Origin of the sequence: Pseudomonas sp. SWRI81 (assembly GCF_014268545.1) — a bacterium.
Classification (GTDB): Bacteria; Pseudomonadota; Gammaproteobacteria; order Pseudomonadales; family Pseudomonadaceae; genus Aquipseudomonas; species Aquipseudomonas hamedanensis.
Map to the genome: position 1 here is coordinate 1 of NZ_JABWQS010000033.1, position 25,087 is coordinate 25,087.

The window sequence follows — 25,087 nt, forward strand, 5'->3', positions numbered from 1 at the left end:
ATATCGGTCTATCAGTCACATCTTGTTAGCTGACACAACGCCATCGCGAGCAGGCTCACTCCTACAGGGGATCTGTGTGAAACGAAGATTGTGTTTGTTCAGCTCAGGTTCAGCTAAATGTCAACCAATGCCATTTGGGAATGAGTGTCATTATGTTACAACTTAGCCACCTATCTAAATCACCGTGGTTGCCGAATGCTCGTTCCCTTTCTGATCATGCTGCGCGAAGGCATCGAGGCCGCGCTGATCGTTGGCATCATCGCCAGCTACCTGCAGCAAACCGGGCGTGGCCAGTGGATGCCCGCCGTGTGGATTGGCGTATTTCTCGCCGCCGCCCTCGCCCTGCTGGTCGGCGGTGGTCTGGAACTGGTCAGCGCTGAATTCCCGCAAAAGCAGCAGGAACTGTTCGAAGGCGTCGTCGGTTTGGTCGCGGTTGGCATTCTCAGTTCAATGGTGTTCTGGATGCGCAAGGTCGCGCGGTCAATCAAGCATTCGCTGCACGCCTCGCTGGATCAGGCGCTGACGGCATCGAACCATCAAGTCATTGCACTGATCGCCATGGTCTTTTTCGCCGTCGCTCGCGAAGGCCTGGAAACCGTGTTCTTCCTGCTCGCCGTGTTCCAGCAAAGCGAAGGTGCGGGCGCGCCGATCGGCGCCCTGCTCGGGCTGATGCTGGCGGTGATCGTCGGCTTCCTGATCTACAGCGGCAGCCTGCGCCTGAATCTCTCGGCGTTCTTCAAGTGGACCGGACTGTTCATCCTCGTGGTCGCCGCCGGGATTCTCGCCAACTCGGTGCAGGCGTTGCATGAAGCCGGACTGTGGAATCATCTGCAGACCGTGCTTTTCGACTTCAGCGCGACACTGCCGATGGACGGCCCGCTCGGCTCGGTGCTGGCCGGCATGTTCGGTTATCAGGATGCGCCAACCGTGAGCACCCTCGGCGCCTACCTGATTTACCTCTTGGTGGCGCTGGTGATGTTCTTCCTGCCGGCCCCTGGCCAAGCGGCGCCCACGACTTCCGTTTCCAGCCAATAAAGAGCCCCCATGTCTAACACTGAAAACCCTCAGGCCTCGCCTCCCCGCGCCCTGCGTTTGGCGCTGGCCGGCTCGGTACTGCTGATGATCGCCGCCGGCGGGCTGTTCTGGTACGCCTCGAAAATGGCGGCGGCCAAGCGCCAACACAACCACGACGAAATCGTCGTCAATATTCATCCGCACAGCTGCGAACCCAATGCGCTGACAGTGCCGGCCGGACGCGCCAGTTTCCGCATCGTCAACCGCTCCGAGCGTGCGGTCGAGTGGGAGATTCTCGATGGCGTGCTGGTGGTCGAAGAGCGTGAAAACATCGCGCCGGGCCTGAGCCAGGTGATCAACGCCAATCTGCAACCGGGCGACTACGCAATCACCTGTGGCTTGCTCAGCAACCCGCGCGGCACTTTGCACGTGACGCCGACGGCAGCCTCCGATGCCGCCGCCAGGGCCAAGCCGTCGATGGTCGCGTTCGTAGGACCGCTGTCGGAATTCCGTGTGTATCTGGCCGTTCAGGGCAGCGCCTTGATCAAAGCAGTGACGGCGCTGGATCAGGCGATCGCCCGTGGCGATCTGGCGCAGGCGCAAGCGGTGTACCTGCCGGCGCGCGCCGCTTATCAGCGTCTGGCGCCGGCGGCGCAGCGTCTGGCCGAGCTGGATAACCGCATCAATGCCCGCGCCGATTACTTTGAAAAGCGCGAGCAGGACCCGGCTTTTGTCGGTTTCCATCGCCTCGAATATGCCCTGTTTCAGCAACGCAAACTCGACACCGTTGCGCCGATTGCCCAGCGCCTGCTCGCCGACGTCAGTGAGCTCAAACAACAGCTGCTCGCCCAGTCACTGCCACCGGAGCAACTGGTCAGCATCGTCGTGCGCAACCTCAACAGCCTCGCCGACGTTCGCGCCGCCAGCGGTGAAGAGGAGCGTTACAGCCACAGCGATCTCAACGGTTTCGCCGCCAACGCGCAAACCGCGCATAAGGTCGTCGACCTGTTGCGGCCAATGCTGAGCAAATCCGCCGCTGACCTGTTGCCAGACATCGACCAGGCGCTGGGCGACTTCGACAGCCAGCTAAACGCCCTGAAGTCCGCCGACGGCTACGTCAGTTACGACGCCGTATCCGCCGAGCAACGCCAACAGATTGCCAACAAAGCCAAGGCCCTGGCCACGGCTTTGAACGGCATCGACCCCGCCCTCGGCCTCTCCGGCCTGTAAGCAGAAGACCTATCGCGATGAAAGAAATCGAACCCCTCAATCTGCAGCGTCGTCGCGTCCTGATGGGCATGGGCGCCGCGGGTGTCGCCCTCGCCGGTTCGGCCCTCAGTTGCCCGGCCATGGCCGCCGCCACGGCGCAGGTGACCGAAGCGCCGAGCAGCGACAAGACCGAAGATCGCCACGATTTTCACGGAGTGCACCAGACGGGCATCGTCACCCCACGCCCAGCCTCGGGCATGCTGGTGGCGTTCGATGTGTTGGCGTCTGATCGCGACGACCTCGAGCGGCTGTTTCGCACCCTCAACCAGCGCATCGCCTTTCTGATGAAGGGCGGCCCGGTGGCGCAGATCGATCCGAAACTGCCGCCGCCGGACTCCGGGATTCTCGGCCCGGTGGTCACCCCGGACAACCTGACCATTACCGTATCGGTGGGCGAATCGCTGTTCGATGAGCGCTTCGGTCTGGCCGCGGTGAAACCCAAACGTCTGCAACGCATGGTCGGTTTTCCCAACGATGCGCTGGATGCCGACAGCTGCCACGGCGACCTGAGCCTGCAGTTCTGTGCGAACACCGCCGACACCAATATTCACGCCCTGCGCGATATCGTGAAAAACCTGCCAGACCTGTTGCTGGTGCGTTGGAAACAAGAAGGCAGCGTACCACCCCAGGCGCCGACCAAACCCGGCGTACCGGCACAATCGGCGCGCAATTTTCTCGGTTTTCGCGATGGTTCGGCCAACCCTGATTCCAACGATGGCAAAGCCATGGACCGGATCGTCTGGGTGCAGCCTGGCAGCGATGAGCCGGCCTGGGCGGCCCACGGCAGCTATCAAGCGGTGCGCATTATCCGCAACTTCGTCGAACGCTGGGACCGGACGCCATTGCAGGAGCAGGAAAGCATTCTCGGGCGGGTCAAAAGCAGCGGCGCGCCAATCGGCGGCCACCGCGAAAGCGAGGTCCCGGATTATCGCAACGATCCGGCTGGCAAGCTGACCCGGCTCGACGCGCACATCCGCCTGGCCAACCCGCGCACCGCCGCGAGTCAGGCCAACTTGATCCTGCGTCGACCGTTCAACTATTCCAACGGCGTCAACAAAAACGGCCAGCTCGACATGGGCCTGCTGTTCATCTGCTACCAGGCCGATCTGGAAAAAGGCTTCATCACCGTGCAGACCCGCCTCAATGGCGAGCCGCTTGAGGAATACCTCAAACCGGTCGGCGGCGGTTATTTCTTCACCTTGCCGGGCGTCACCGGCGATCGCGACTTCATCGGTCGCTCACTGCTTGCCGCCACATCCGCCCAAACAACCGCATAACACCCAACCGACACTGGAGCCGCCCCCATGAAAAAAACGCCACTTGCGTTATTGCTGACCCTTGGTTTGCTCAACACCCCGCTGTCGGCGTTCGCCGCCACGGCGCCGCTGGATCTGGTGGGGCCGGTGTCGGACTACAAGATTTATGTCACGGAAAAGCTCGACGAACTCGCCAGTCACACCCAGCAGTTCACCGATGCGGTGAAAAAAGGCGACTTGGCCACCGCGCAAAAGCTCTACGCGCCGACCCGTGTCTATTACGAGTCGATCGAGCCGATTGCCGAGCTGTTCAGTGATCTGGACGCGTCCATCGATTCGCGTGTCGACGACCATGAAAAAGGCGTGAAGGCTGAAGACTTCACCGGGTTCCATCGCATTGAATATTCGTTGTTTGCGGAAAAATCCACCAAGGGGCTGGATGGCCTGGCGGACGGTTTGAACAAAGACGTGCAGGATCTGCAAACCCGTGTCGCCGGCCTGACCTTCCCGCCCGAAAAAGTGGTGGGTGGCGCAGCGGCGCTGCTGGAGGAAGTCGCGGCGACGAAGATCTCCGGCGAAGAGGATCGCTACAGCCACACTGATTTGTATGACTTCCAGGGCAACATCGACGGCGCGAAAAAGATTGTCGATTTGTTCCGCGCGCAGATCGAACAGCAGGACAAGGCGTTTGTGGCCAAGGTCGACAAAAACTTTGCCACTGTCGACAAGATCCTCGCCCGGTACAAGACCGCCGATGGCGGCTTTGAAACCTACGACAAGGTCAAGGACAACGATCGCAAGGCGCTGGTTGGACCGGTGAATACGCTGGCGGAAGATTTGTCGATGATGCGTGGGAAGTTGGGGCTTAACTGACCTTTTGTAGCGTCTGTCAGGGCCCTATCGCGAGCAGGCTCACTCCTACAATTGGAATGCGTTCCCCTGTAGGAGTGAGCCTGCTCGCGATAGCGGTTTTGGCTGCACTGCAAATTTGATCCCTTACAAAATCCGATACAACAACCGCTCAATCCGCACACGACTCACCCGCTTGAGAAACTTCGCCACCCCCGCCGGGTAATCCGGCAGCGTCTCCAGCGTGTGGAAGCTGTCGATCCGCGTGGTATGGCGGAAGATGGTTTCCAGCTCCTGCGCCCGCGGCTCCAGCCACTCGCCTTTGGGATCATCGATCAGCAGCGCGTTTTCCAGATCGAGGCGGAACGCCCGGGGATTGAGGTTGTTGCCGGTCAGCAAGGTGTAGCGCTGATCGACCCACATGCCCTTGAGGTGATAGGTGTTATCGCCATCGCGCCACAAGTGCAGATTCAACTGGCCGCTGTCGATGTTGCGCTGATGGCGCTTGGCAAAACGGCGCAGGCTGATTTCGTACAGATACGGCAGCGCCGCAATCACCTTGAACGGCTCGCTCGGCGGAATGTAGAAGTCGTTGGCGGTCTTGTCGCCGACTACGATATCGATCTTCACGCCACGGGCCAGCGCGCGGTTGATCTCACGGATCACCCCCAGCGGCAGGTTGAAGTACGGTGTGCAAATGGTCAGTTGCTGTTGCGCGCTGGCAATCAGTTCGAGAATCGCCCGGTTCAACGGGTTGTTCTTGCCCACGCCCAACAGCGGGCTGACCGACAGGCCTTCCCTGGCCGTGCTGCCGGCGCTGGTGTCGTAAGTGGCGTATTTGAGGCGACTGCGCAGATCGCCGATGTCATTGCGCAGGCTGCGCGTACTCGGCAGGTTCGGCAGATCGAGGCGGTGCACGGCTTTGGATTCGATCAGCCCGTGCTTGACCAGGTGATGCATCGAATCCGCCAACGCCTGGTTTTGCAGCACGTGATAGCGGTCGAAACGGTACTTGTCGAACTTGTGCAGATAAACGTTGTTCAGGCTCGCGCCGCTGTACACCACGCTGTCGTCGATTACAAAGCCTTTCAGGTGCAGCACGCCGAACAGTTCGCGGGTTTGCACCGGTACGCCGTAGATCGGCACTTCGCTCTGGTGGGTACGGGTCATGTCCTGATACCAGGCGGCGTTGCCTGGCTGCTTGCCGGCACCGATCAGCCCGCGCTGCGCCCGCAACCAGTCGACCACCACGGCAATCTCCAGCTCCGGGCGCTTGAGTTTGGCGGCGTGCAGGGCATCAAGGATTTCCTGACCGGCTTCGTCCTGCTGCAAGTACAGCGCGACGATGTAGATGCGCTGGGTCGCTGCGGCGATTTTCGCAAGCAGGCAACGACGGAACTCGGCAGCGCTCGACACAATGCTGACCGCCTCGGGGGTCAGCGCAAAGCTGCGCAGTTTGGGCAGCAGAGAACGTTTGAAAAGCAACGGCATAAGGCTCGCAGGGGTTCGAATCCGAAGAGTTTGAGAGCTTACACCATCGTCTGCGTCGGGTCTTGTCGGTGTCTGCACCGGCCTCTTCGCGAGCAGGCTCGCTCCCACATTTGAAATGCAGTCCCCTGTGGGAGCGAGCCTGCTCGCGAAAGGGATTGCAGAAACACCGAAATATTCAATTGACCAAGGAGAACATCCGTTCTACTGTTTGCTGCATGAACGAATCAGCCCGCACCAACACACGCGACATCATTCTGGATGTCACCGAAAAGTTGATCTACAAAAGTGGCATTGCCGCCACCAGCATGGATCTTCTGGTGAAAACCGCTGGCGTCTCGAGAAAAAGTATTTACCGCTATTTTGCCGACAAGGACGCATTGACCGTCGCCGCCTTGCAACGCCGCGACCTGCGCTGGATGCACTGGTACAGAAGCGCCGTCGACCAGGCCGAAACCCCGGCCGATCGCCTGCTCAACCTGTTTACCGTACTCAAGGGCTGGTTCGCTTCGGAAGGCTTTCGCGGCTGCGCCTTTATCAACACCAGCGGCGAGACCGGGGATGCGCGTGACCCTGTTCGTCTGGTCGCCAAAGAACACAAACAGAAGTTGCTCGACTACGTGTGCGAGCTGTGTACCGAACATGGCGCCGAGCACCCGCAACTGTTGGCCAAACAGCTGCTGATCCTGATTGACGGTGCCATTACCGTAGCGCTTGTGATGGGTGATCACGGTGCCGCCGATAATGCGCAATGCATGGCGCGAAAGTTATTGGACCTGTAACGCCTTAATAAGCCGAACCCGTTGTTTGACTGTTCTATAAATCGGGAGACTGATATGTCTGCTGCAGCCCAGGTACGTCCGCCATTACCCCCGTTCAACCGTGAGTCGGCCATCGAAAAAGTGCGTCTGGCCGAAGACGGCTGGAATACCCGTGATCCGGAAAAGGTCTCGCTGGCCTATACCCTCGACACCCAATGGCGCAACCGCGCCGAGTTCGCCAACAACCGCGAAGAAGCCAAGGCTTTTTTGACGCGCAAGTGGGCCAGGGAACTTGACTATCGCCTTATCAAAGAGCTGTGGGCTTACTCCGACACCCGAATAGCGGTGCGCTATGCCTATGAATGGCACGACGATTCGGGCAACTGGTTCCGTTCCTATGGCAACGAGAACTGGGAGTTCGACGAGAACGGCCTGATGTTTCAGCGCTATGCGTGCATCAACGACATGCCGATCAAGGAAAGCGAACGCAAGTTCCACTGGCCGCTGGGCCGCCGCCCGGATGAGCATCCGGGGCTGAGCGAACTCGGTCTCTAAGGCGAACACAAATCCCATGTAGGAGTGAGCCTGCTCGCGATTGCGATATATCTGTGAGATTTCCTCATCTGACACACCGCCATCGCGAGCAGGCTCACTCCTACAATGGTCATGCGGCGAATATGTACGACACAACATCCATGGGAGCGAGCCTGCTCGCGAAGAGGCCCGACGGCTCGCCGCAACACCTGGAAATGAGTAACATGGCAGCCCTCCCCGCAGCCCACGTTCTGCGCCCTGCCGAATAAGCCGATTCCATGCCCTTCGAACTCAGCGTTGACCTCACCACCCTGGCCATTCTGGCCGCTGTCGCCTTCCTTGCCGGTTTCATCGATGCCATCGCCGGTGGTGGCGGTCTGTTGACCACGCCAGCCCTGCTGACCGCCGGCCTGCCGCCGCATCTGGTACTGGGCACCAATAAGCTCAGTTCGACATTCGGTTCGGCCACCGCGAGTTTCACCTTCTACAAACGCAAACTGTTCCACCCGCGACAGTGGACCCATGCGATTGTCGGCACCCTGGTCGGCGCGCTCACCGGGGCCATCGTCGCTCATTACTTGCCGGCGGAGTGGCTGAACAAAATGCTTCCGGTGATCGTCTTCGCCTGTGGCCTGTATCTGTTGTTTGGCGGCACGCCGAAAGCGCCGCTGGACAGTGACGCACCGATCAAAAAGAAATGGCAATCGACCCAAGGCTTCAGCCTCGGCTTTTACGACGGCGTGGCCGGCCCCGGCACTGGCGCGTTCTGGACGGTGAGCAGCCTGCTGCTCTACCCGATCGATCTGGTCAAGGCCAGCGGCGTGGCGCGGAGCATGAACTTCGTCAGTAACATTGCTGCGTTGTCGGTGTTCATATTTTCCGGTCAAGTCGACTGGATCATCGGCCTGTGCATGGGCCTGTCGGTCATGGTCGGCGCGTTCTTCGGCGCACGCACGGCGATCAGCGGCGGCGCCAAGTTCATTCGTCCGGTGTTCATCACCGTGGTGCTCGGGCTGACGGTACGCCTAGCCTGGCAGCACTGGTTCAGCGTGGCCTAAGCGGCGCGCCACGTAGACGTCGATCAGGTAGCGTGCAATCGATCTGGACGCCGGCAACGGCGGCAGCGCATGCACGTTGAACCACTGGGCGTCTTCGATTTCATCTTCCTGGCAGACAATCTCGCCGCCCGCGTATTCAGCGTGAAAGCCGAGCATCATCGAATGCGGGAACGGCCAGCATTGGCTGCCCATGTACTGAATATTCTTTACCTCGATCTGCACTTCTTCGCGCACTTCACGAATCAGGCAGTCTTCGGCCGACTCGCCCGGCTCGGCAAAGCCGGCCAGCGTGCTGTAGACACCGGCGACGAAGCGCGGCGAGCGCGCCAGGAGGATTTCGTCGCCGCGGGTGATCAGCACGATCATGCTCGGTGAAATTCGCGGATAGCTGCGCAAGTCACACGGCTGGCAATACATCGCCCGCTCATGTGGCACTTGCGTCATGGCTTGTCCGCAATTGCCACAGAAGCGATGCTCACGGGCCCAGGTGCCGATCTGCGCGGCGTAACCAAGCACTTTATAGATCGTCTGGTCACCTTCCAGCATGAACGCCCGCAAACCTTTCCAGCCGCATCCCGGCACCTCGCTTGAACGGTGCAGTTCGAGCAGGTAGACCGGCTCGCCGTCGAGATGGCCAATGCCGTGTTCGGCAAGGACGCAGAGGTCCTGACGCTTGAGCCACTGCCGTGGAAACAGTGCGCCATTGTCATCGAACAGAAAGCCTTCGGGGCTGCGCGCGACGGCCCAGCCGCCGGGTTGGTCGGTGTCCAGTACTGCGGTGGTCCAGCGAGATGTCATGGTTTCTCAGTCCAGAAATTCGGGTTTCTGTTTGCTCATATGGGCGGCCATGGCCACGCGCAAGTCGTTCGATTGCAGCATGGCGGCGTTCCAGGTGGCAACGTATTCGAGGCCGTCGTCGATGCGATGGTCGCGCATGTAGCTGATCATTTCCTTGGTACCGGTGACCGCAATCGGCGACTTCGAAGCGATGTCGCGGGCGATGTCGAATACGCCTTCAAGCAACGCGTCCTTGTCGCTGTAGACGCGATTGACCAAGCCGATGCTGCGGGCCTCGTCAGCGCCGAAGGTGCGTCCGGTGTACGCCAGTTCACGCAGCATGCCGTCTCCGATGATCCGCGGCAACCGTTGCAAAGTGCCAACATCGGCGGCCATGCCGATATCGATTTCCTTGATCGAGAACTGCGCATCTTCGGCGGCGTAGCGCATGTCACAGGCGGCGATCAGGTCGATCGCACCGCCCAGGCAATAACCCTGAACCGCCGCCAGTACCGGCTTGCGGCAGTGGTCGACGGCATTGAACGAGGCTTGCAGGGCGAGGATCTTGCGCCGCAGCAAACGCGCGTTGCGGCCAACGTCCTTGCCCAGTTCATTGGCAACGCCGGCGAGCATCATCAGATCAATGCCAGAGGAGAAATGCTTGCCATTGCCGCTGAGTATCACCACGCGCACTTCGTCGGTGTCATCGATCCACTGGAAGATTTCGATGATCTCGCTCCAGAACGCCGCGTTCATCGAGTTGATCTTTTCCGGACGATTGATCTGCACATGAGCGATGTTATCGGCCAGTTCGACGCTGAAGGCGGAGTATTGAGGCATGGCAGTGTTCCTTTTACCGGGCGGGAAATGAGGCCCGAACTATAACAAGGCCATGGGGCGGCGGTTCGGCCAAATACGGGACTGGCTGACGTCTTGCGCCAGCCAGTCCGGCCTCTTCGCGAGCAGGCTCGCTCCCACATTGAAATGCATTTCAATGTGGGAGCGAGCCTGCTCGCGAATCGCCAGATCATCCAACACAAATCATCGAATCAAACGATTTTTCAACTCACTTCAGCCCCAGCTTATACAGCGAGCCATTCTCGTCATCCGTCAGCACATACAGATAGCCATCCGGCCCTTGCCGCACGTCGCGAATCCGCTGGTTGAGTTCACCCAGCAAGCGCTCCTCATGCACCACCTTGTCGCCGTCGAACTGCAGGCGGATCAGCTCCTGAGTGACCAGCGCGCCGATGAACGCGTTGTGCTGCCACGGTTTGAAGCGGTCAGCGTCATAGAACGTCATGCCTGTGACACCCGGTGACTTCTCCCAGACATGGTGCGGCGCCACCGCCCCTTCAACAGTCTTGCCCTGCGCTTCGGGGATGGGCTGCATCGAGTAGTTGATACCGTGGGTTGCCAGCGGCCAGCCGTAGTTCTTTCCGCGCTCGATGATGTTCACTTCATCGCCACCGCGCGGGCCGTGTTCGTTTTCCCACAGTGTGCCGGTCCACGGGTTAAGCGCCGCGCCTTGCGGGTTACGCAGGCCATAGGCCCAGATCTCGGGGCGCACACCGGATTGGCCGACAAAGGGGTTGTCGTTCGGCACCTTGCCGTCCGGGTAGAGGCGTACGATCTTGCCTTGCAGCTTGTCGAGATCCTGCGCGGTGGGCCGGTCGTTGTTCTCGCCCAGGGTGATGAACAGATAACCGTCGCGGTCAAACACCAGCCGCGAGCCGAAGTGATTGCCCACCGAGAGCTTCGGCTCCTGACGGAAGATCACCTTGAAATCCTTCAAACTCTTCAAGTCATCGGACAGGCGCCCGCGCCCAACCGCGGTGCCAGCCTTGTTTCCCGCGCCGCCGCCCTCGGCGTACGACAGATAGACCAGGCGATCCTCTTTGAAGTCCGGCGACAGCACCACATCGAGCAAACCGCCCTGCCCCTTGGCCCAGACCTGCGGCACGCCGGAAATTGGCGCCGACAGCTTCCCGTCGGCAGTCACCACGCGCAGATTGCCCGGCCGCTCGGTCACCAGCATGCCTTGACGGTCCGGCAGAAAAGCCAGCGCCCAAGGATGCTCAAGCCCTGCTGCAATGGTGGTGACTTCGAGCGTGCCCTGTTCGCTGTTCAGCTCTTTGGGCGCGGCGGCAAATCCCGGCGTGCTGATCAGCGCGCCGGCACACAGTGTGGCTAGAAGGGTTTTACGCAACATGCACGGTTCCTTTTGTTCATTTGAAAGGCTGACAGAACCGCAGTCCTGCCGTTCAACGGCTGCTGCCGGTATCCCGCGGAGGCGGGTTGGGAATGAAGGTTGGCGGTTTGGCCGGCACCGAGCGAATCGGCTGACCGTTGCCGATGCCGCGGTTTTCCAGGGTGGGCTGACGGGGCGTCGGCACGGTATTGGGGGCGCGGACCGGGGGCGTGCTCGGCTGGGTGCCCTGCATGCTGTTGGGGTTGGCCCGGCGGATCGGGCTGTTATAGGGATTGTTGCTGTTGCCGGTTGGGCTTTGAGCCAACAGGACGTCCGCCTGAACCAGACCGACACTGAGGGCCAGGACGACGATGCCAAGCACAATTCGGTTCATGACGCTGCCTCTCGATGGACCGGGGATAGAGCCTTCGAGCCCACGCTACGCTCAGGGTTCGGATTTGTTAACCCGTCAGCCTTAAACAACATGTAACACGACTTGACCAAGTGACGGCCAACCCTGCATTCCGGGGAAACTTTCCGTAACGGCCACAGGTCATCCGATCATCACTCGGAGAACTGACCATGGCTCGGGCAATCTGGAAAGGCGCAATCAGCTTCGGACTGGTACACATCCCTGTTGCGCTGGTTTCAGCGACATCCTCGCAAGGCGTGGACTTCGATTGGCTCGACAGCCGCAGCATGGACCCGGTCGGCTACAAGCGCATCAACAAGGTCACCGGCAAGGAAGTGACCAAGGAAAACATCGTCAAGGGCGTCGCCTACGAAAAGGGCCGTTATGTGGTGCTCAGCGAAGAGGAAATCCGCTCGGCGCATCCGGTCTCGACGCAGACCATCGACATCTTTTCCTTCGTCGACGCCGAGCAGATTCCCCTGCAAAACATCGACACGCCTTACTACCTGGCCCCCGACAAGCGCGGTGGCAAGGTCTATGCCTTGCTGCGAGAGACCCTGAGCAAGACCAACAAGGTCGCCCTCGCCCGCGTGGTGCTGCATACGCGGCAATACCTCGCGGCATTGATGCCGCTGGAGTCGGCGCTGGTGCTGGTGAAGTTGCGCTGGCCGCAGGAAGTGCGCAGCCTCGATGAGCTGGCATTGGGCAGCGAAGTGACCAAGCCGCAGTTGGCCAAGGGCGAGCTGGACATGGCCAAACGGCTGGTGGAAGACATGAGCGGCGACTGGAGTCCCGAAGACTACAAGGATGAATTCGAAGACAAGATCATGGCCCTGGTCGAGAAGAAGGCCCACGAAGGCAAGATCGAGGACGTCGAGACAGAGGCTGGCCAGGAAGAGCGCAAGACAGCCGATGTTATCGATCTGACCGAGCTGCTTAAACGCAGTCTTGGCGGGAAAGCACCGGCCAAGCCCAAGGCCAAATCAAGCGCTAAGGCGGCGCCGGCGAAGAAGACCAGGAAGGCGTCAGGTGGCTGAGCGGTGAACCCGGTAGATCGGTATTGAATGTCAGCCCCCCTTCGCGAGCAAGCCCGCTCCCACAGTGGATTTGAGTGAATTCCAATGCTGCATCCGACTCAAGACCAATGTGGGAGCGGGCTTGCTCGCGAAGGGGCCAGCAAGGCCAACCAAGGAATCAGATCAGAATGAAGATCGCCAGCAACCCAGCGAAAATCGCCCATTTCTCCAGGTAATACCGCGTGCGATTACGTTTCTTCAACTCTTTGCCACGCAAACGAATCTTGTAGATTTTGGTGAACAAGCGGTTGATGCCGCCAGTCTTGTCGCCGGCATCGTTCGGCGCACCTGCCGCCGACATCACGGTACGGCTGAACCAGCCGTTGAACGCCGCCGCCCAGCGATATTTCATCGGGCGCTCGATGTCGCAGAACAGAATGATGCGGTTTTTGTCGGTGGTGTTTTCCGCGTAATGGATAAACGTCTCATCGAACATCACCGCTTCGCCATCGCGCCAGTGGTAATTCTCACCGTCGACATTGATGTAGCAACCGGCGTCGTTCGGCGTGTCCAGGCCCAGATGATAGCGGTAGGAACCTGCATAAGGGTCGCGGTGGCGCACCAGTTTCGAACCCGGTGGCAGTTCGGCAAACATCGCCGCTTTGATCGACCCGATGCTCTGCACCAGTTCAGTGGTGCGCGGACACAGTTTCATCGCCGAAGGATGGCTGTCGCCGTACCACTTCAGGTAGAAACGTTTCCAGCCAGTCTTGAAAAACGAGTTGAAGCCGACATCGTCGTACTGGTTCGAGCGCTTGATCTCGCCAGCACGCAACAGGTTCTGACCTTCGGCGCGAATCTCTTCCCAGTGCGCCTGCAGCGGGCGCAGATCGGGGAAATCCGCCGGATCCAGATATGGCTTGTTGGGGATTTTCGAGAACAGATAAAGGAAGCAGTTGATCGGCGCGAGAAACGTCGAGTGGTCACTCAGTTGCCGTCCCAGCTTGTGGCGGACACGTCCACGCAAATGAACGTAGGCAATGGAAATGACATAGATAGCAGCAATGATGAGTTTCACGGAAATCGTCACACGTCAGAAGTGAACAAACTGCGCGCCCCGGCGGCCTGAGGCCCAGCGTCTTATGCAGCGGTCTGAATACACATGGCACGTCCCTGGCCCGCGCCGTAACCGGACGCTCGGTGAAAAGATGGCATTTTAGCCACACTTTGTAACCGATAGTGAACCTTCATCTGTGAAAAACTGTGCGGCGCTTGCGAACAAGCGCCGGCCGTGGCTCGTCACCTCCCGTTGAAAAGAACCGATCATGCCGGCGCAAAGATTGAAATCCTTGCGCCGGCATTCGGCCCGAGTGATCAGTAACGGTAAACGGCGGCTGCGCCCGTCTCGGTCGGCATCGAGCGCTCGGGCGGTACAACCACCACTTCGCCGCCCTGGCGGATTACCGCCAGAATCAGCTCGTCGAGTATGTCCTCCGAATGAATTTTTGCGCCGGGCGACGCGTCGCGATTGATTGCATTGGCCGCCAGGCTGCCGGCAATCTCACGTTCGGCCTCAACCAGCAACAAAGCCACCCTGCCCTCCGCCGCTGCTTTGGCAATGTCCGGCAAGTCGCGCCCTACGGCCCCTTGACCGCGCGCCACGCCAAAGCGATCGAGCGCTTTGTCCAGTGCATCGTCGTGGCGCTGGCGCAACAAGGTTGCGCAAGCCGCGGCGAGCTGCGCCGGCTGCATCGTCGCCGGATCGCGCTCGATGCCATCAGGCAACAGAAACGGGTTATGGCTTACGGCACGAAAAACCGCCTGGTTTTCCGCCAGAGCGACCAGCACCAGCGGCAGGCAGCACTGGCGCGAGCAGTGTTCGGTAATCGCCTTGTCGACAGCGCGGAAGAAGCGCTCGCGGTCGATGTTGATTTCGTCTTGCTTACCGCCGCCGCCCGACTCATGCATCATCGGGTCACCGCGCTCGCCGCCACCGCTGAAACCGTCGGGGTGGCCCTGTTGATCGCGCGGCGTCAGCTCGTCGCCAAGCGCGTCGACCTGGCGGGTGGGAACCGCCTCAGGCAGCTCGACCTCCTCCATCTGCTGCGCCGTGCCTTGGTACATCCGCACGCTATCGCGGGACAGGCAAAGCACCTGACAGCGATCGGTCACCGGTGCCAGCCGCAGCAACGGCTTGAGATACGGGTGGCTGTTGACGATGACGATCTCGCGCACCGCCTGCTGCAGCCCCAGAACGATGAAGTGCTCATCGCCAGCGAACACCGCGATGGACGCCGGGCAGGTGTTCCAGAACGCCTGATCGTCGAGCAGCTCATGAAACGGCGCGAGCAGACGATCCTTGTCTGCCTCGGGACTGTGTTCCTCAAGCAGACCTTCCAGTTGCCTGATCAGGTTCTTGAAGCGGATCGGGTCTTGCGTGCGCTCCGGAAAGGTTCGATGAGCCGGCATGAACAGGCTGAGGTTGAGACGACCACTGAGCGCCAGCAGCGTGCCCAGCGTCTCGTGGGTAAACGGTTGAATCCGGGCCATGACAACACTCCTTACTCTTTCTCCAGATCAGCTTGTTTGGCGAGGAACTCGTCCTCGAGCAGGGCGTCGATTTCCGCTGGCGAATCTTCCCGCACCGGCGGTGCCGTCAGGCGTCCGGTGGATTCGACGCGCGGCGACAAGCGCCCCACGAGATGCTCAAGGGCATGGCTGACTTTCTTCGCCGCGCCGGCGACGGCCAGCTCGAGACTTTCGGCGTGATGGGTGGCTGAAAGCGAGGTGTGCCCCTTGGGATGGGCCTCGATCTGGCAGCGCTTGTCCTGCGCTCCGGCTTTTTGCGCATTGACATCGCCAACGTGAATTTCCAGCCGGGTCAAAAACGATGAGTAGCGGTCCAGCTCATCGACCACCAGGCTACCCACCCACTCCTGCAGTTCGGCGCTGCCTTCGATATGGTTACTGTCTACTTGTACTTGCATGGTGAAATACTCCGCGTGCTGGGGTCCGTGTTTTCGTCAGTCATCGTCATTCTCCTCTGAGGCTATGCCGGATCCTGCGGGACCTTTCGGCAACCGTAGCGACGAGGTCTTCAGGCAATCTCGCTGTTCGCGCGCAAGGCTTTGCACAGTGAATTCATAGGCGTCGTCCGCCGCGTTTTTCAGCAATTGCCAGTCGTCGCGAGTGATCCACTCGTGCAGCAGCAATTCGTCGGTCCGCGAAATCAGCGTGCGGTGATAATCCTCCGGAAAATCCAGGCGATAGGCGTCGTCTTCCAGCAACAGGCGCCACGCTTTCAGTTCCATTTCAAGATCGGTTTCACTCACGGCGGTGTCCTTCTCGAGTCGGTGGTTTCACATCACGCTTGATGTGAAACCACGCGTTGCACACGGCTCAGCTCACTTGGTCGAGCAGGTCTTTGCGAATGATCTGGCGAACCGTGGCCAGGTGTGTTTCTTCCTGGTCCAGTGCGTGCTTGAAGCGTTTGGCGATCAGCGGATGACCGCCCTTTTGCGCCAGTTCGATGAGCAACTCCCAAGCCGCGTTGTCCTCCAGTTCAATGGTCAGGATCGCACTCATCGACTGCGACACGGTGGTGCGCGGATCGGTCAACACTTGCAGCACACCCATCGCCTTGACGCCGGCCACGTCCGCGCACGGCGTCATCGCAGTGGGATCGCCGCCAAGGGTTTCGATGGCTTCGCGCACGATGTTCATGTGCTCCAGCTCCTCGGCCTGAATCTGCCGTAGCGTGTCGACCAGCGCCGGATCGGCGCCGGGTGCCGACGTGGCCTTGGCGACCATGGCTTCATACAGGCGCACGCCGGTACGCTCGAACGCCAGACGCTCGCCGAGTTTGTCGATCAGCACTTCCGGGGCTTTGCCGATGGTTTTGTCTATCGCAGTCTTGACCATGCCTTTGGTGGTTGCCGGCGGCGGCACCGAACCGATCAGGTCAGCCTCGCGAATCGCGCGTTCACGTTCAGCGGTGTAGTCGCTCATGTCGCCCGGCACATCGGCCGGAAACATTCGGGTCGCCTCCAGTTGACGAGCCGTGCCTTCTGGCGAGGTTTGAACACCGGTGCGATTGGTGCCGAGGGTTACTTGAGGTTCGCTCATTGCTGTTCTCCCACTTCGTTGAGTTCCGTACCGGGTTTGAAGGTGTAACCGGCCGAGACGATATTGGCGGGCACGCCTTCGCTGTTGAGCTGAGCGCGGTAATCAAGGGAGGGCCGTGCTTCGCGTTCCTTGGGCACGTAGTCGATGCCATGCGCCCGCAGGTCAACCTCGCGCGACAAGGTTTCGCGCACGAAATCTCGCTGACTCTTGAACTCGATCATGCGCGGCAGTGGCCCGGCGAGCACTTCGGCGGGATCGCGTCGTTCGTACTTTTTGAACAGTTCACACGCAAGGTTCAGGTGCCCCAGTTCGTAGTCGACAAAACGTTCCCACATCGCTTTCAACCGCGGGTTTTCCTCCTGCTCGGCGCAACTGGCGTAGGTGTAGACCTCCATCGCTTCGTGGACCAACCACTTTTCCATGAACGTCTCGGCGGGGTCCTGCAACGACCCGTACTGGGTGACGTGTTGCTCTTCGACGGAGGCGATCTCGGCGTACAGCGCACGCGCCACCGGATCGGCAAACAGCGGGCCGATGTTCATGTAGTAATCGTGCGTCTGGTATTCGGCGCCGGTAATCAGCGCGGCATGGATTTTGGTGATCAGCGCCGCGCTGTCTTTTTCGTAGTTGTCGCGCAAGTCGTCGCCGGGTGCGCGGTGGTGTTCGCTGGTCGGCCGACCGGGCACCAGATCCGTGTAGCCTTGCAGGATGTTATTGGCATCCTTGCCTTCGAGCCGGTCGAGCATGGCCGCGTAGCGATACAAGTGATCGAAGTCTTCGAGCAGGCCAAACCGGTAGGTCTGCGCCTGATACGGATCCGGCTCGTTTTGTGCGACCGCCGCCGTGACTTCTATCGCCACTTGCTCATAGGCCACCGTGGTTTCAAGTGGCGAATGGTCGGCCGAGAGCAGCCAGTTGATCGAGGTCATCTGATGCTGCTCGGCGCGGCGAATCTGCGCGAGCGGCAATTGCAGTTCCTTGTGAAATCGCGCCCCGAAATGCTTGAGTCGCAGGGCGTCGGACTCTACCCCATTCATCAGGATCACCCGCACGCGGGTGAACGCATCGTCATCCAGCTTGCTGATCGGCTTGCCGGCCAGTTCGCGCCAGGTAAACGTCTGCTTGTCCAGCGGGGTGCCTTTGTTATCCAGCAGATTGTCAATTTTGGTCATCAGTTGCTCTCCTTCATCAGTCAACACGCAATGGCTGTCGAGGCCCGCTGTTCAAAGTCGACTGCGTCCGCGATCCGCCCATTCCGCTGTCTCGACGGATGGCGTTTCACAGCGAAACGGCCGTATGCAAAGGTTTGCGGTCTCAAGGAGATGACCAGAAAATCGAGGAAAAACATCGGTTTTATTGTGCTGAAACCCGATGAGCGGTGAAGCACCCCGACCTGCCGACGAGCGCAGCGAAGCTGGCAAAACCAGCACAACCCTCAGCGCTCCTGCAACATCGCCTGCATCTGCCAGAGCGTGCGAAAGCGTCCTTGGCGAAGACGCAGTTCATCAGGCGGGCCGTCTTGCACAATCTCGCCTCGCTCCAGGACCAGCACCCGATCGAAGCTGGCAATGGTCGAGAGCCGGTGCGCCACCGCGAGCACCGTTCTGCCACGCATCAGGTTGGTGAGGGCGCGCTGGATAATCGCTTCGGAATCCGAGTCCAGCGCCGACGTCGCCTCGTCGAGAATCAGAATCGGCGCGTCCTTGAGAAAGGCCCGGGCCAGGCCCAGGCGCTGACGCTGGCCGCCGGAAAGCGTCACCCCACGCTCACCGACCAACGTGTGATAGCCGTTGGGCAAGGCCTGCACGAACTCATCGCAGAACGCCTGCCGCGCGGCATCGATAATCTGCTGCTCCGTGGCGTGAGGCTGGCCGTAGCCGATATTTTCCAGAATGCTGCGATTGAACAGGGCCGGCTCCTGCGGCACGACGGCAATCTGTCGACGCAAGCTGTCCTGGCTGACCGAACGGATGTCGCGGTCATCGATAAGGATGACGCCGCTTTGCACGTCATCCAGGCGTTGCAACAAGCTGAGCAAGGTCGACTTTCCCGAGCCAGAGGTGCCGGCAATGCCAACGCTTTGCCCGGCCGCAATGTCGAGGAAGAAATGCTTGAACACTTGGCAGCCGTCCGGGTAGGCATAGCTGACGTCGAGCAATTTGATGCTGCCGCGCGTCGGTGCCAGCTCGTGCGGCGTATCGCGCAGCTCGTGCGGTTGAGCGATGATCCCGAGCGTCTCGGCAATCACGCCCATTTGCTGGCTGGTGTCGACCAGCGCCAACGCAAGGTCGCGCGAGCCGTGCAGGATGCGGAACGTCAGCGCGCTGACCATCACCACATCGCCCGCGGTGACTTCACCCTGGCGCCACAACAGGATCGCCCACCCCAGCATTGCGCCGGCCATGATCGACAGGCAGATATCGTGCAGCACCCGCGCCTTTTCCAGGTAAATCCAGCTGCGCCGATGCGCGCGGGCCTCCACGCCTATCTCGCGCTCCAGGCGCTGGCGTTCGCGTTCACGGCCGGAGAACGCCTTGATGGTCCAGACGTTGGACACCAGGTCGACGATCTCGCCACCGACGCGCGCCGACTGCGAGGCAAAAGCGATGTGGCGATTCCGGCCGCGCACGCCGACCACCGTGAGCAATGCCGCCACCAGCAACACGCAGACGATCAAGGCCAGCGCCATGGAATCGCGGACCGCAAACAACACCACCACCGCACCGAGAAAATCCACACACGGCGGGACGATGCGCCACGCCAAGCCGCCGTAGACAACATCGGCGGCACCGCCCGCCGCGGCCACCCGGTTGGCCAGCGACCCGCTGAAGTGCCGTTTGAAATAGCGCATCGGGTGGCCGGTCAGGTGATGAAAAAGATCCACGCGCAAATCCGCGCAACTGCCGACCACGGTGTGACAACCCACCCAGCCGCCCAGGCGCCACAGTACATTTTCGACAACGATCAACGCGATGAACAGGCTGAACGCGCGCCACACTTGCTCGGTCTGCGCGTCTCCGGCCATCGCATCGACGAGCATTTTCATGCCGTACTGCACCGCCACCGCACAACACGCAGCGCCAATCACCAGCGACAACATGGCGCTGAAATGGAACGGACGCACCCTGACGTAACGCCATAAAAATGCGCTGGCGGTGGCCGGCAGTGGCGCGTCACGCAAGTGCTGAAAGTTCATCGCTGCCAACGCTCCCGTTGCTTGCCATCAATGCCGTGCGTGCATGCGTTGATCTGTGCGCCAACTTGGGCAAGCTCGACGCACAACGGATGAAAACCTGCGCGCTCACCTTCGCCATCGGGGTAACCGAAGACGCCGGTGGGGCAATAACGGTCATCATCCCAACCCGGATAATCGAGAAACGGATACCAACAAATGCCTTGCACCGGCACCCCACGCTCGAGCGCCAACCGCACTTGATCGACGACATAACGCAGCCAGGGCACCCGCTCGAGATCCTCCGCCCCGGTTTCTGAAATCAGTAACGGTCGCTGGTAACGTTGATGCAGCTCTTTGAGCATGCCGGCCAGCGGGCGGTAATCCGGCTCACCGCGCTGGATCCGAGCCCCCTCGAAATACCACTGGTTATGCGGGTAAAAGTTGGCACCGATGATGTCCAGGTAATGCTCTTGACCGCCCAGTCCGGGCCACTGGCGCCCGGTGAGCAAATCCCAGGCTTCGAACTGTGCCAGCCGGTAGCGCTCGGCGTGTTCCCTGTCCTCGCTGCGCCGCGAAGCCGAGATGACGTTGATCAGTGGGTCGCATTGCACGAACCGCGCAGCAGGCGCGTGCGCTCGAATCGCTTCGATCGCGGCGATGCTTGCCCGCACCAATTGATGCTTGAGTTCTTGCCCGCGTCCCTGGGCGCCGGGGTTGAAATAACCGACGTCACCCCCCGCCCAACTCCAGAACGATATTTCGTTGATCGGCGAATAAAACGGCACGCTGACACCCTCGTCGATCATCAATCGCGCCACGGCCCCGGCGAACCGGGCGAAGTGCTCGACGAAGGACGGCTGCCAGATATCCAGGTGATCCGGGTAGCCGTAATGGCAGAGGTCCCAGACCACATGCAATTGCCGGCCTTGCGCCGCTTTGAGCATCGGCAGAAAACTGCTCCAGTCGTAGCGACCCGGACTGCGCTCGATCAAATGCCAGCGCAGTCCGTCCCGCGCGCAACGGATATTCAAATCGCTCAGATGCCGATAATCCCTGTCCGCCCATTGCGCATGGCCTGTGCTGCAGAGCAAGTCCAGACGCCGGCCATCCCGGCGCCGATGGCTGGAACACTCGTAGCCGGCCATCACGAAGCTGTCGAAGAGCGTGCGATGCACACGCTCGGCGGGTTCGCGTCCGTCACCCTTCGACTGTGCCGTCATCAGGCGTCCAGCCCCGCTTCGGCCGGCAACGCTGCGCTCTGCGCTTCAATATCGCGGTACAGCGCGAGCGCCTGCCCGACGACCTGATCCATGTTGTAGTACTTGTAGGTGCCCAGGCGGCCGAGAAACGTCACGTTCGGCGTTTGCTCCGCGAGCGCCCGATAGCGTTTGTACAACTCGGCATTTTCAGGCCGTGGCACGGGGTAATAGGGATCGCCGTCGTCACAGGGAAATTCGTAACTGATGCTGGTACGCGGATGAGTCTGCCCGGTCAGATGTTTGTACTCGGTGATGCGCGTGTACGGCACCTCGGGGTCAGGAAAATTGACCACCGCCACCGGTTGATAGCGTTCCTGCTCCAGCGTCTGGTGTTCGAAGCGCAACGAACGATAGGGCAAGCGACCCAACTGAAAGTCGAAATATTCATCGATCGGCCCGCAGTAGATAACGTGCCTGAACTTCACGGCATGGCGCACTTGCTTGAAGTCGGTGCTCAACAGCAGATCGATTCGCGGGTGATCGATCATCCGCTCGAACATCCGCGTGTAACCGTCCCGGGGCATGATCTGGAACGTGTCGGTGAAATAACGATCGTCTTCATTGGTGCGAGTCGGCACCCGCGAGGTGACCGACTTGTCCAGCGCCGAAGGATCGAGCCCCCACTGTTTGCGGGTATAGCCGCGAAAGAATTTTTCATACAGTTCGCGACCGATCTGGTTGACCACCACGTCCTCGGAAGTGCGAATCGTCGCCACCGGTTCCGCGCGCTCGGCCAGAAACTGTTCGGCCTGTGCCGACGTCATCGACAAACCGTAGAGCGCGTTGAGCGTCGCCAGATTGATCGGGATCGGCAGCAACTGACCGTCAACCTTGGCCAGCACCCGGTGTTCGTAGGGGCGCCACTGGGTGAAACGCGACAGGTAGTCGACGATGCGCTGGGCGTTGGTATGGAAGATGTGCGGACCGTAACGGTGCACCAGCAGGCCTGCCGCATCGTAGTGGTCGTAGGCGTTGCCGGCGATGTGATCGCGACGATCGATCAGCAACACCTGGCGACCGAGACCTTCGGCCAGCCGTTCGGCGATGACACTGCCGGCAAACCCGGCACCCACGATAAGGTAGTCATAGGCACCGTCTGCGCCTTGGCGGGATGGGCCCGATCGGGCGGCTTCAAGGGTTATCTGAGGCATTCGATCTGCTCCTTCATGAAACGGCAGGTGTTGTCCCAAGACATGCCATCAATGGCCGCGTTGGCTTTTTGCAGAAATTCGTCGGTGCCTTTGAGCGCCAACGCGCGTTCAATGGCTTCGATGAACGCCTCGGCCGTGCCCGCGATGAACACGGCGCCGCTTTGCCCGTAGCCGCTGATGACGTCGTGGATCGGCGTCGACACCACCGGGCACCCGCCGGCCAGATATTCCGGGGTTTTGGTCGGGCTGATAAAACGTGTGGAAGCGTTGAGCGCGAACGGCATCAGCGCCACGTCCCAACCGCTGAGATACGCCGGCAGTTCCGCGTATTGCCTGGCGCCCAGGTAATGAATGTTCGGCCGTCGCGGCAGCGTCTGCGGGTCGATCTTGACGACCGGCCCGACCAGCACGATTTGCCAGTCGGCGCGCCGCTGTGCCACTTGCTCGATCAACTCAATATCGAAACGCTCATCGATGACGCCAAAAAAACCCAGGCGTGGCCGCGCGATCGGCGCCTGATCCGAAGGTTCCGGCAAGGCCTGGCGCGCTACCGCAAAGTGCGCGATATCGACACTGCTGGGCACCGGGTAAGCGTTGCCATGCTGGCGTTGCTTGACCTCCCACAAACTGACACCGCCGGTGAACACGACGTCCGCCCTGCCCATCAACAGCCGTTCCATGTCGATCAGTTGCGCCGGTGCGCCCTTGAACGCGGACAACTCATCCATGCAGTCGTAGACCGTGACCTGAGCGTCCAGGTGATCAGTAAAAGCCAGGCTCATCGGGGTGAAATACCAGAGCAGAAGCTCGCCCTGCGCCCGTCCGGCCAGCAACTGGTCAAGCAAACTGCGCTGTGCCTGCACGATGGCTTCATGACTCATGCCCTCGGGCATGTGCGGGACCACCACCTGGATTCCTTCTGCCGGGGTCGAGGTGTCCAGCCAGGGCGTATCGCCAGGCGAAATCACCGGTTCTTCAAAGAAGATCACGTCGTAGTTTTTCGCCAGACGCGACATCACGTGCTGCGGTCGCTGGAAGACAAATCCCCAGCGCAAGTGAGACAGGCACACCAGTGTGGGTCGAAGCTGTGGCGACAGTTCGACAACATTTTGTGCAGTGAGAATCGGAGACTGTTCAGGTTGTTCGGCAAGGTTCATGGCAAGGCCCTTATCAAGAGAAGGAAAGACGGCTCAAGGTCGAGCCATCGGGCCGTAACACCCGTGAAACAACGGGTGTCCGGCATCTCTCGATGAGTCCGTACGGCTCTTGAAACTTGGAAACACGGCGTTCACAAGGCGTTCAAAAGATCCGTGATCGAAGCCGATGAACTGCACATACCGGCTGGCCAACCGGTTTGAACTCCGCACTGAAAGTGCCCCCTACCCTTCAACAGGCAACGTTGCTGCTGCCGCTGCGACGGCGGCACGTCAACGAAACAGCCAGCGAAAAAATCATCGTGATTGAGGGCGGGCGCATGATCTTGATAACGGGCGGTGCGGGATACATCGGTGCGCACGTCGCACTGGAGCTGATGAACAAAGACGAGGACGTGCTGATTCTGGACAACTTGTGCAACAGCCGACGTTCAGCCATCGACCGCATCAGTACGCTGGCCGGCAGGCGGCCCGGATTCGTTCAGGGCGATGTGCGAAACCGGCACTTGCTCGATACGCTGCTACGCGATTACCCGGTCGATGCGGTGGTGCATTGCGCCGGACTCAAGGCCGTTGGTGAAAGCGTGCATGAGCCGTTGCGCTACTACGACAATAATGTTGGCGGCAGCCTGACTTTGTGCCAGGCGATGGCCCAGGCCGGTGTGTTCACGCTGGTGTTCAGTTCATCGGCAACGGTGTATGGCGACTGCACGACGATGCCGATCAACGAATCATGTGCCACCGGGCAACCGACCAATCCCTACGGGATGTCGAAACTGATGGCGGAAAACATCATGAAAAGTGTCGCCAGCTCCGATCCGCGCTGGTCCATTGGCCTGCTGCGTTACTTCAATCCGATCGGCGCGCATCCCTCAGGTCTTTTGGGCGAGGCGCCACTCAACCAGCCGAATAATCTGCTGCCTTATCTGCTGCAGGTCGCGAGTGGCCAACGCGAGGCTTTGTCTGTGTTCGGTACGGACTACGCAACGCCGGACGGGACCGGCGTGCGCGATTACATCCATATCGTTGACCTGGCGCAGGGACACACCTGCGCCCTTGAGGCGTTGGGTCAACGCAGCGGGGTGAATATCTGGAATCTCGGAACGGGACGCGGCTACTCCGTTCTGGAACTGGTCAGCGCCTTTGAACGGGTGAGCGGCGTGCCGATTCCGCTGGCGTTCAAGCCACGCCGACCGGGCGATGTGACCTGCTGCTGGGCAGACCCGCAAAAAGCCGCCGATGAACTGGCCTGGCGCACGCGCCACTCGTTGGAAACAATGCTCGCCGACGCGTGGCGCTGGCAATGCAACCAGCTGCAAACCGAGTGGGCTCAACAGGCCAATTGAAACCCGCGTTGCCCTGAGGCGGGTCGCACCGCCCGCTGCCTGCCATCGCCGGTGGCGGGCGATGGCTTGTCGCGTCGCCATACAACTGCCTTCTTGATTATGCGACAATGCGCGCAATGTCCAACATGATCCCCGCATGCATCGCTCAGCAGCCTGGCCACCACGGCCAAAGGTTGCTGGCGGCGCATGCGCGTTGGCTCAACTCAAGCTCAGACTGGGCGGAGCCGGAAAAGCTCCAGATTGGTATCAAGT

24 protein-coding genes are annotated in these 25,087 nt (G+C 60.4%); 9 read left to right on the forward strand and 15 right to left on the reverse strand.

The features are described from left to right. Positions 1 to 195 precede the first annotated feature (195 nt). Genes efeU through efeO (HU765_RS19115) form a run of 4 tightly spaced genes read left to right on the forward strand, consistent with a single transcriptional unit; the run spans position 196 to position 4,412 of the window. A complete protein-coding gene (gene efeU, locus HU765_RS19100; protein ID WP_186622306.1) occupies positions 196 to 1,035 on the forward strand; it encodes an iron uptake transporter permease EfeU in 840 nt (279 codons plus the stop codon). A gap of 9 nt (positions 1,036 to 1,044) precedes the next feature. Then, positions 1,045 to 2,244 (forward strand): iron uptake system protein EfeO, encoded by a 1,200-nt coding sequence (gene efeO, locus HU765_RS19105; RefSeq protein ID WP_186622308.1) that lies wholly within the window; start codon positions 1,045 to 1,047, stop codon positions 2,242 to 2,244. A gap of 17 nt (positions 2,245 to 2,261) precedes the next feature. Next, positions 2,262 to 3,560 carry an iron uptake transporter deferrochelatase/peroxidase subunit gene (gene efeB / locus HU765_RS19110; protein WP_186622310.1) on the forward strand — a complete coding sequence of 433 codons (1,299 nt, stop codon included), beginning with the start codon at positions 2,262 to 2,264 and terminating at the stop codon, positions 3,558 to 3,560. 27 nt (positions 3,561 to 3,587) lie between these two features. Next, positions 3,588 to 4,412, forward strand: coding sequence for an iron uptake system protein EfeO (gene efeO, locus HU765_RS19115; protein ID WP_186622312.1), 825 nt, complete (start codon positions 3,588 to 3,590; stop codon positions 4,410 to 4,412). Between the two features lie 123 nt (positions 4,413 to 4,535). Here efeO (HU765_RS19115) and pssA read toward each other — a convergent pair whose 3' ends face one another. Then, positions 4,536 to 5,879 carry a CDP-diacylglycerol--serine O-phosphatidyltransferase gene (gene pssA, locus HU765_RS19120; protein WP_186622314.1) on the reverse strand — a complete coding sequence of 448 codons (1,344 nt, stop codon included), beginning with the start codon at positions 5,877 to 5,879 and terminating at the stop codon, positions 4,536 to 4,538. Positions 5,880 to 6,094: 215 nt separating this feature from the next. On the opposite strand from pssA, the gene HU765_RS19125 reads away from it, so the two are divergent. The 3 genes from HU765_RS19125 to HU765_RS19135 all read left to right on the forward strand — a co-directional run bounded on the left by HU765_RS19125 (position 6,095) and on the right by HU765_RS19135 (position 8,229). Beyond that, positions 6,095 to 6,658, forward strand: a complete 564-nt coding sequence (locus HU765_RS19125) for a TetR family transcriptional regulator (protein WP_186622316.1) — start codon at positions 6,095 to 6,097, stop codon at positions 6,656 to 6,658. A gap of 54 nt (positions 6,659 to 6,712) precedes the next feature. Next, positions 6,713 to 7,192, forward strand: a complete 480-nt coding sequence (locus tag HU765_RS19130) for a nuclear transport factor 2 family protein (RefSeq protein WP_186548129.1) — start codon at positions 6,713 to 6,715, stop codon at positions 7,190 to 7,192. Between the two features lie 257 nt (positions 7,193 to 7,449). After that, complete coding sequence (locus HU765_RS19135) at positions 7,450 to 8,229, forward strand: TSUP family transporter (protein ID WP_186548128.1); 780 nt, start codon at positions 7,450 to 7,452, stop codon at positions 8,227 to 8,229. Here HU765_RS19135 and nudC read toward each other — a convergent pair. The 4 genes from nudC to HU765_RS19155 all read right to left on the reverse strand — a co-directional run bounded on the left by nudC (position 8,197) and on the right by HU765_RS19155 (position 11,591). Further along, a complete protein-coding gene (gene nudC, locus HU765_RS19140; protein WP_186622318.1) occupies positions 8,197 to 9,027 on the reverse strand; it encodes an NAD(+) diphosphatase in 831 nt (276 codons plus the stop codon). The genes HU765_RS19135 and nudC overlap by 33 nt on opposite strands. Positions 9,028 to 9,033: 6 nt before the next feature. Beyond that, positions 9,034 to 9,846, reverse strand: a complete 813-nt coding sequence (locus tag HU765_RS19145; RefSeq protein ID WP_186622321.1) for a crotonase/enoyl-CoA hydratase family protein — start codon at positions 9,844 to 9,846, stop codon at positions 9,034 to 9,036. A gap of 226 nt (positions 9,847 to 10,072) precedes the next feature. Continuing rightward, complete coding sequence (locus tag HU765_RS19150) at positions 10,073 to 11,218, reverse strand: PQQ-dependent sugar dehydrogenase (RefSeq protein ID WP_186622323.1); 1,146 nt, start codon at positions 11,216 to 11,218, stop codon at positions 10,073 to 10,075. Positions 11,219 to 11,270: 52 nt separating this feature from the next. After that, entirely contained in the window at positions 11,271 to 11,591 is a 321-nt protein-coding gene (locus tag HU765_RS19155) for a hypothetical protein (RefSeq protein ID WP_186622325.1), read from the reverse strand. Positions 11,592 to 11,779: 188 nt separating this feature from the next. On the opposite strand from HU765_RS19155, the gene HU765_RS19160 reads away from it, so the two are divergent. Then, on the forward strand, positions 11,780 to 12,646 hold the full coding sequence (locus tag HU765_RS19160; protein WP_186622327.1) for a Ku protein: 867 nt from the start codon (positions 11,780 to 11,782) through the stop codon (positions 12,644 to 12,646). 157 nt (positions 12,647 to 12,803) lie between these two features. On the opposite strand, the gene lpxO is transcribed toward HU765_RS19160, so the two are convergent. The 10 genes from lpxO to HU765_RS19210 form a co-directional block, all read right to left on the reverse strand. Then, a complete protein-coding gene (lpxO, locus tag HU765_RS19165; RefSeq protein WP_186622329.1) occupies positions 12,804 to 13,703 on the reverse strand; it encodes a lipid A hydroxylase LpxO in 900 nt (299 codons plus the stop codon). A gap of 296 nt (positions 13,704 to 13,999) precedes the next feature. After that, positions 14,000 to 15,175: a hypothetical protein gene (locus HU765_RS19170; RefSeq protein ID WP_186622331.1), complete on the reverse strand. Its 1,176-nt coding sequence runs from the start codon at positions 15,173 to 15,175 to the stop codon at positions 14,000 to 14,002. 11 nt (positions 15,176 to 15,186) lie between these two features. Next, complete coding sequence (locus tag HU765_RS19175; RefSeq protein ID WP_186622333.1) at positions 15,187 to 15,612, reverse strand: HPF/RaiA family ribosome-associated protein; 426 nt, start codon at positions 15,610 to 15,612, stop codon at positions 15,187 to 15,189. A gap of 36 nt (positions 15,613 to 15,648) precedes the next feature. Next, the gene (locus HU765_RS19180; RefSeq protein WP_186622335.1) at positions 15,649 to 15,957 is read right to left on the reverse strand and encodes a hypothetical protein; all 309 of its coding nucleotides are present in this window, start codon (positions 15,955 to 15,957) and stop codon (positions 15,649 to 15,651) included. A gap of 67 nt (positions 15,958 to 16,024) precedes the next feature. After that, positions 16,025 to 16,750, reverse strand: a complete 726-nt coding sequence (locus HU765_RS19185; protein WP_186548107.1) for a ferritin-like domain-containing protein — start codon at positions 16,748 to 16,750, stop codon at positions 16,025 to 16,027. Continuing rightward, complete coding sequence (locus HU765_RS19190; protein WP_186548105.1) at positions 16,747 to 17,922, reverse strand: hypothetical protein; 1,176 nt, start codon at positions 17,920 to 17,922, stop codon at positions 16,747 to 16,749. The genes HU765_RS19185 and HU765_RS19190 overlap by 4 nt, the downstream gene beginning before the upstream one ends. A gap of 263 nt (positions 17,923 to 18,185) precedes the next feature. Next, positions 18,186 to 19,946, reverse strand: coding sequence for an ABC transporter ATP-binding protein (locus HU765_RS19195; RefSeq protein ID WP_186622337.1), 1,761 nt, complete (start codon positions 19,944 to 19,946; stop codon positions 18,186 to 18,188). Then, complete coding sequence (locus HU765_RS19200) at positions 19,943 to 21,145, reverse strand: beta-glucosidase (RefSeq protein ID WP_186622339.1); 1,203 nt, start codon at positions 21,143 to 21,145, stop codon at positions 19,943 to 19,945. The genes HU765_RS19195 and HU765_RS19200 overlap by 4 nt, the downstream gene beginning before the upstream one ends. Then, positions 21,145 to 22,335: a UDP-galactopyranose mutase gene (gene glf, locus HU765_RS19205; RefSeq protein ID WP_186622341.1), complete on the reverse strand. Its 1,191-nt coding sequence runs from the start codon at positions 22,333 to 22,335 to the stop codon at positions 21,145 to 21,147. The genes HU765_RS19200 and glf overlap by 1 nt, the downstream gene beginning before the upstream one ends. Then, complete coding sequence (locus HU765_RS19210) at positions 22,323 to 23,492, reverse strand: glycosyltransferase family 1 protein (protein ID WP_186622342.1); 1,170 nt, start codon at positions 23,490 to 23,492, stop codon at positions 22,323 to 22,325. Before HU765_RS19210 ends, glf begins: the two co-directional genes overlap by 13 nt. A 317-nt stretch (positions 23,493 to 23,809) precedes the next feature. Between HU765_RS19210 and galE the strand changes: the two genes are divergently transcribed. Then, entirely contained in the window at positions 23,810 to 24,835 is a 1,026-nt protein-coding gene (gene galE, locus HU765_RS19215) for a UDP-glucose 4-epimerase GalE (RefSeq protein WP_186622343.1), read from the forward strand. Positions 24,836 to 25,087: the final 252 nt, after the last annotated feature.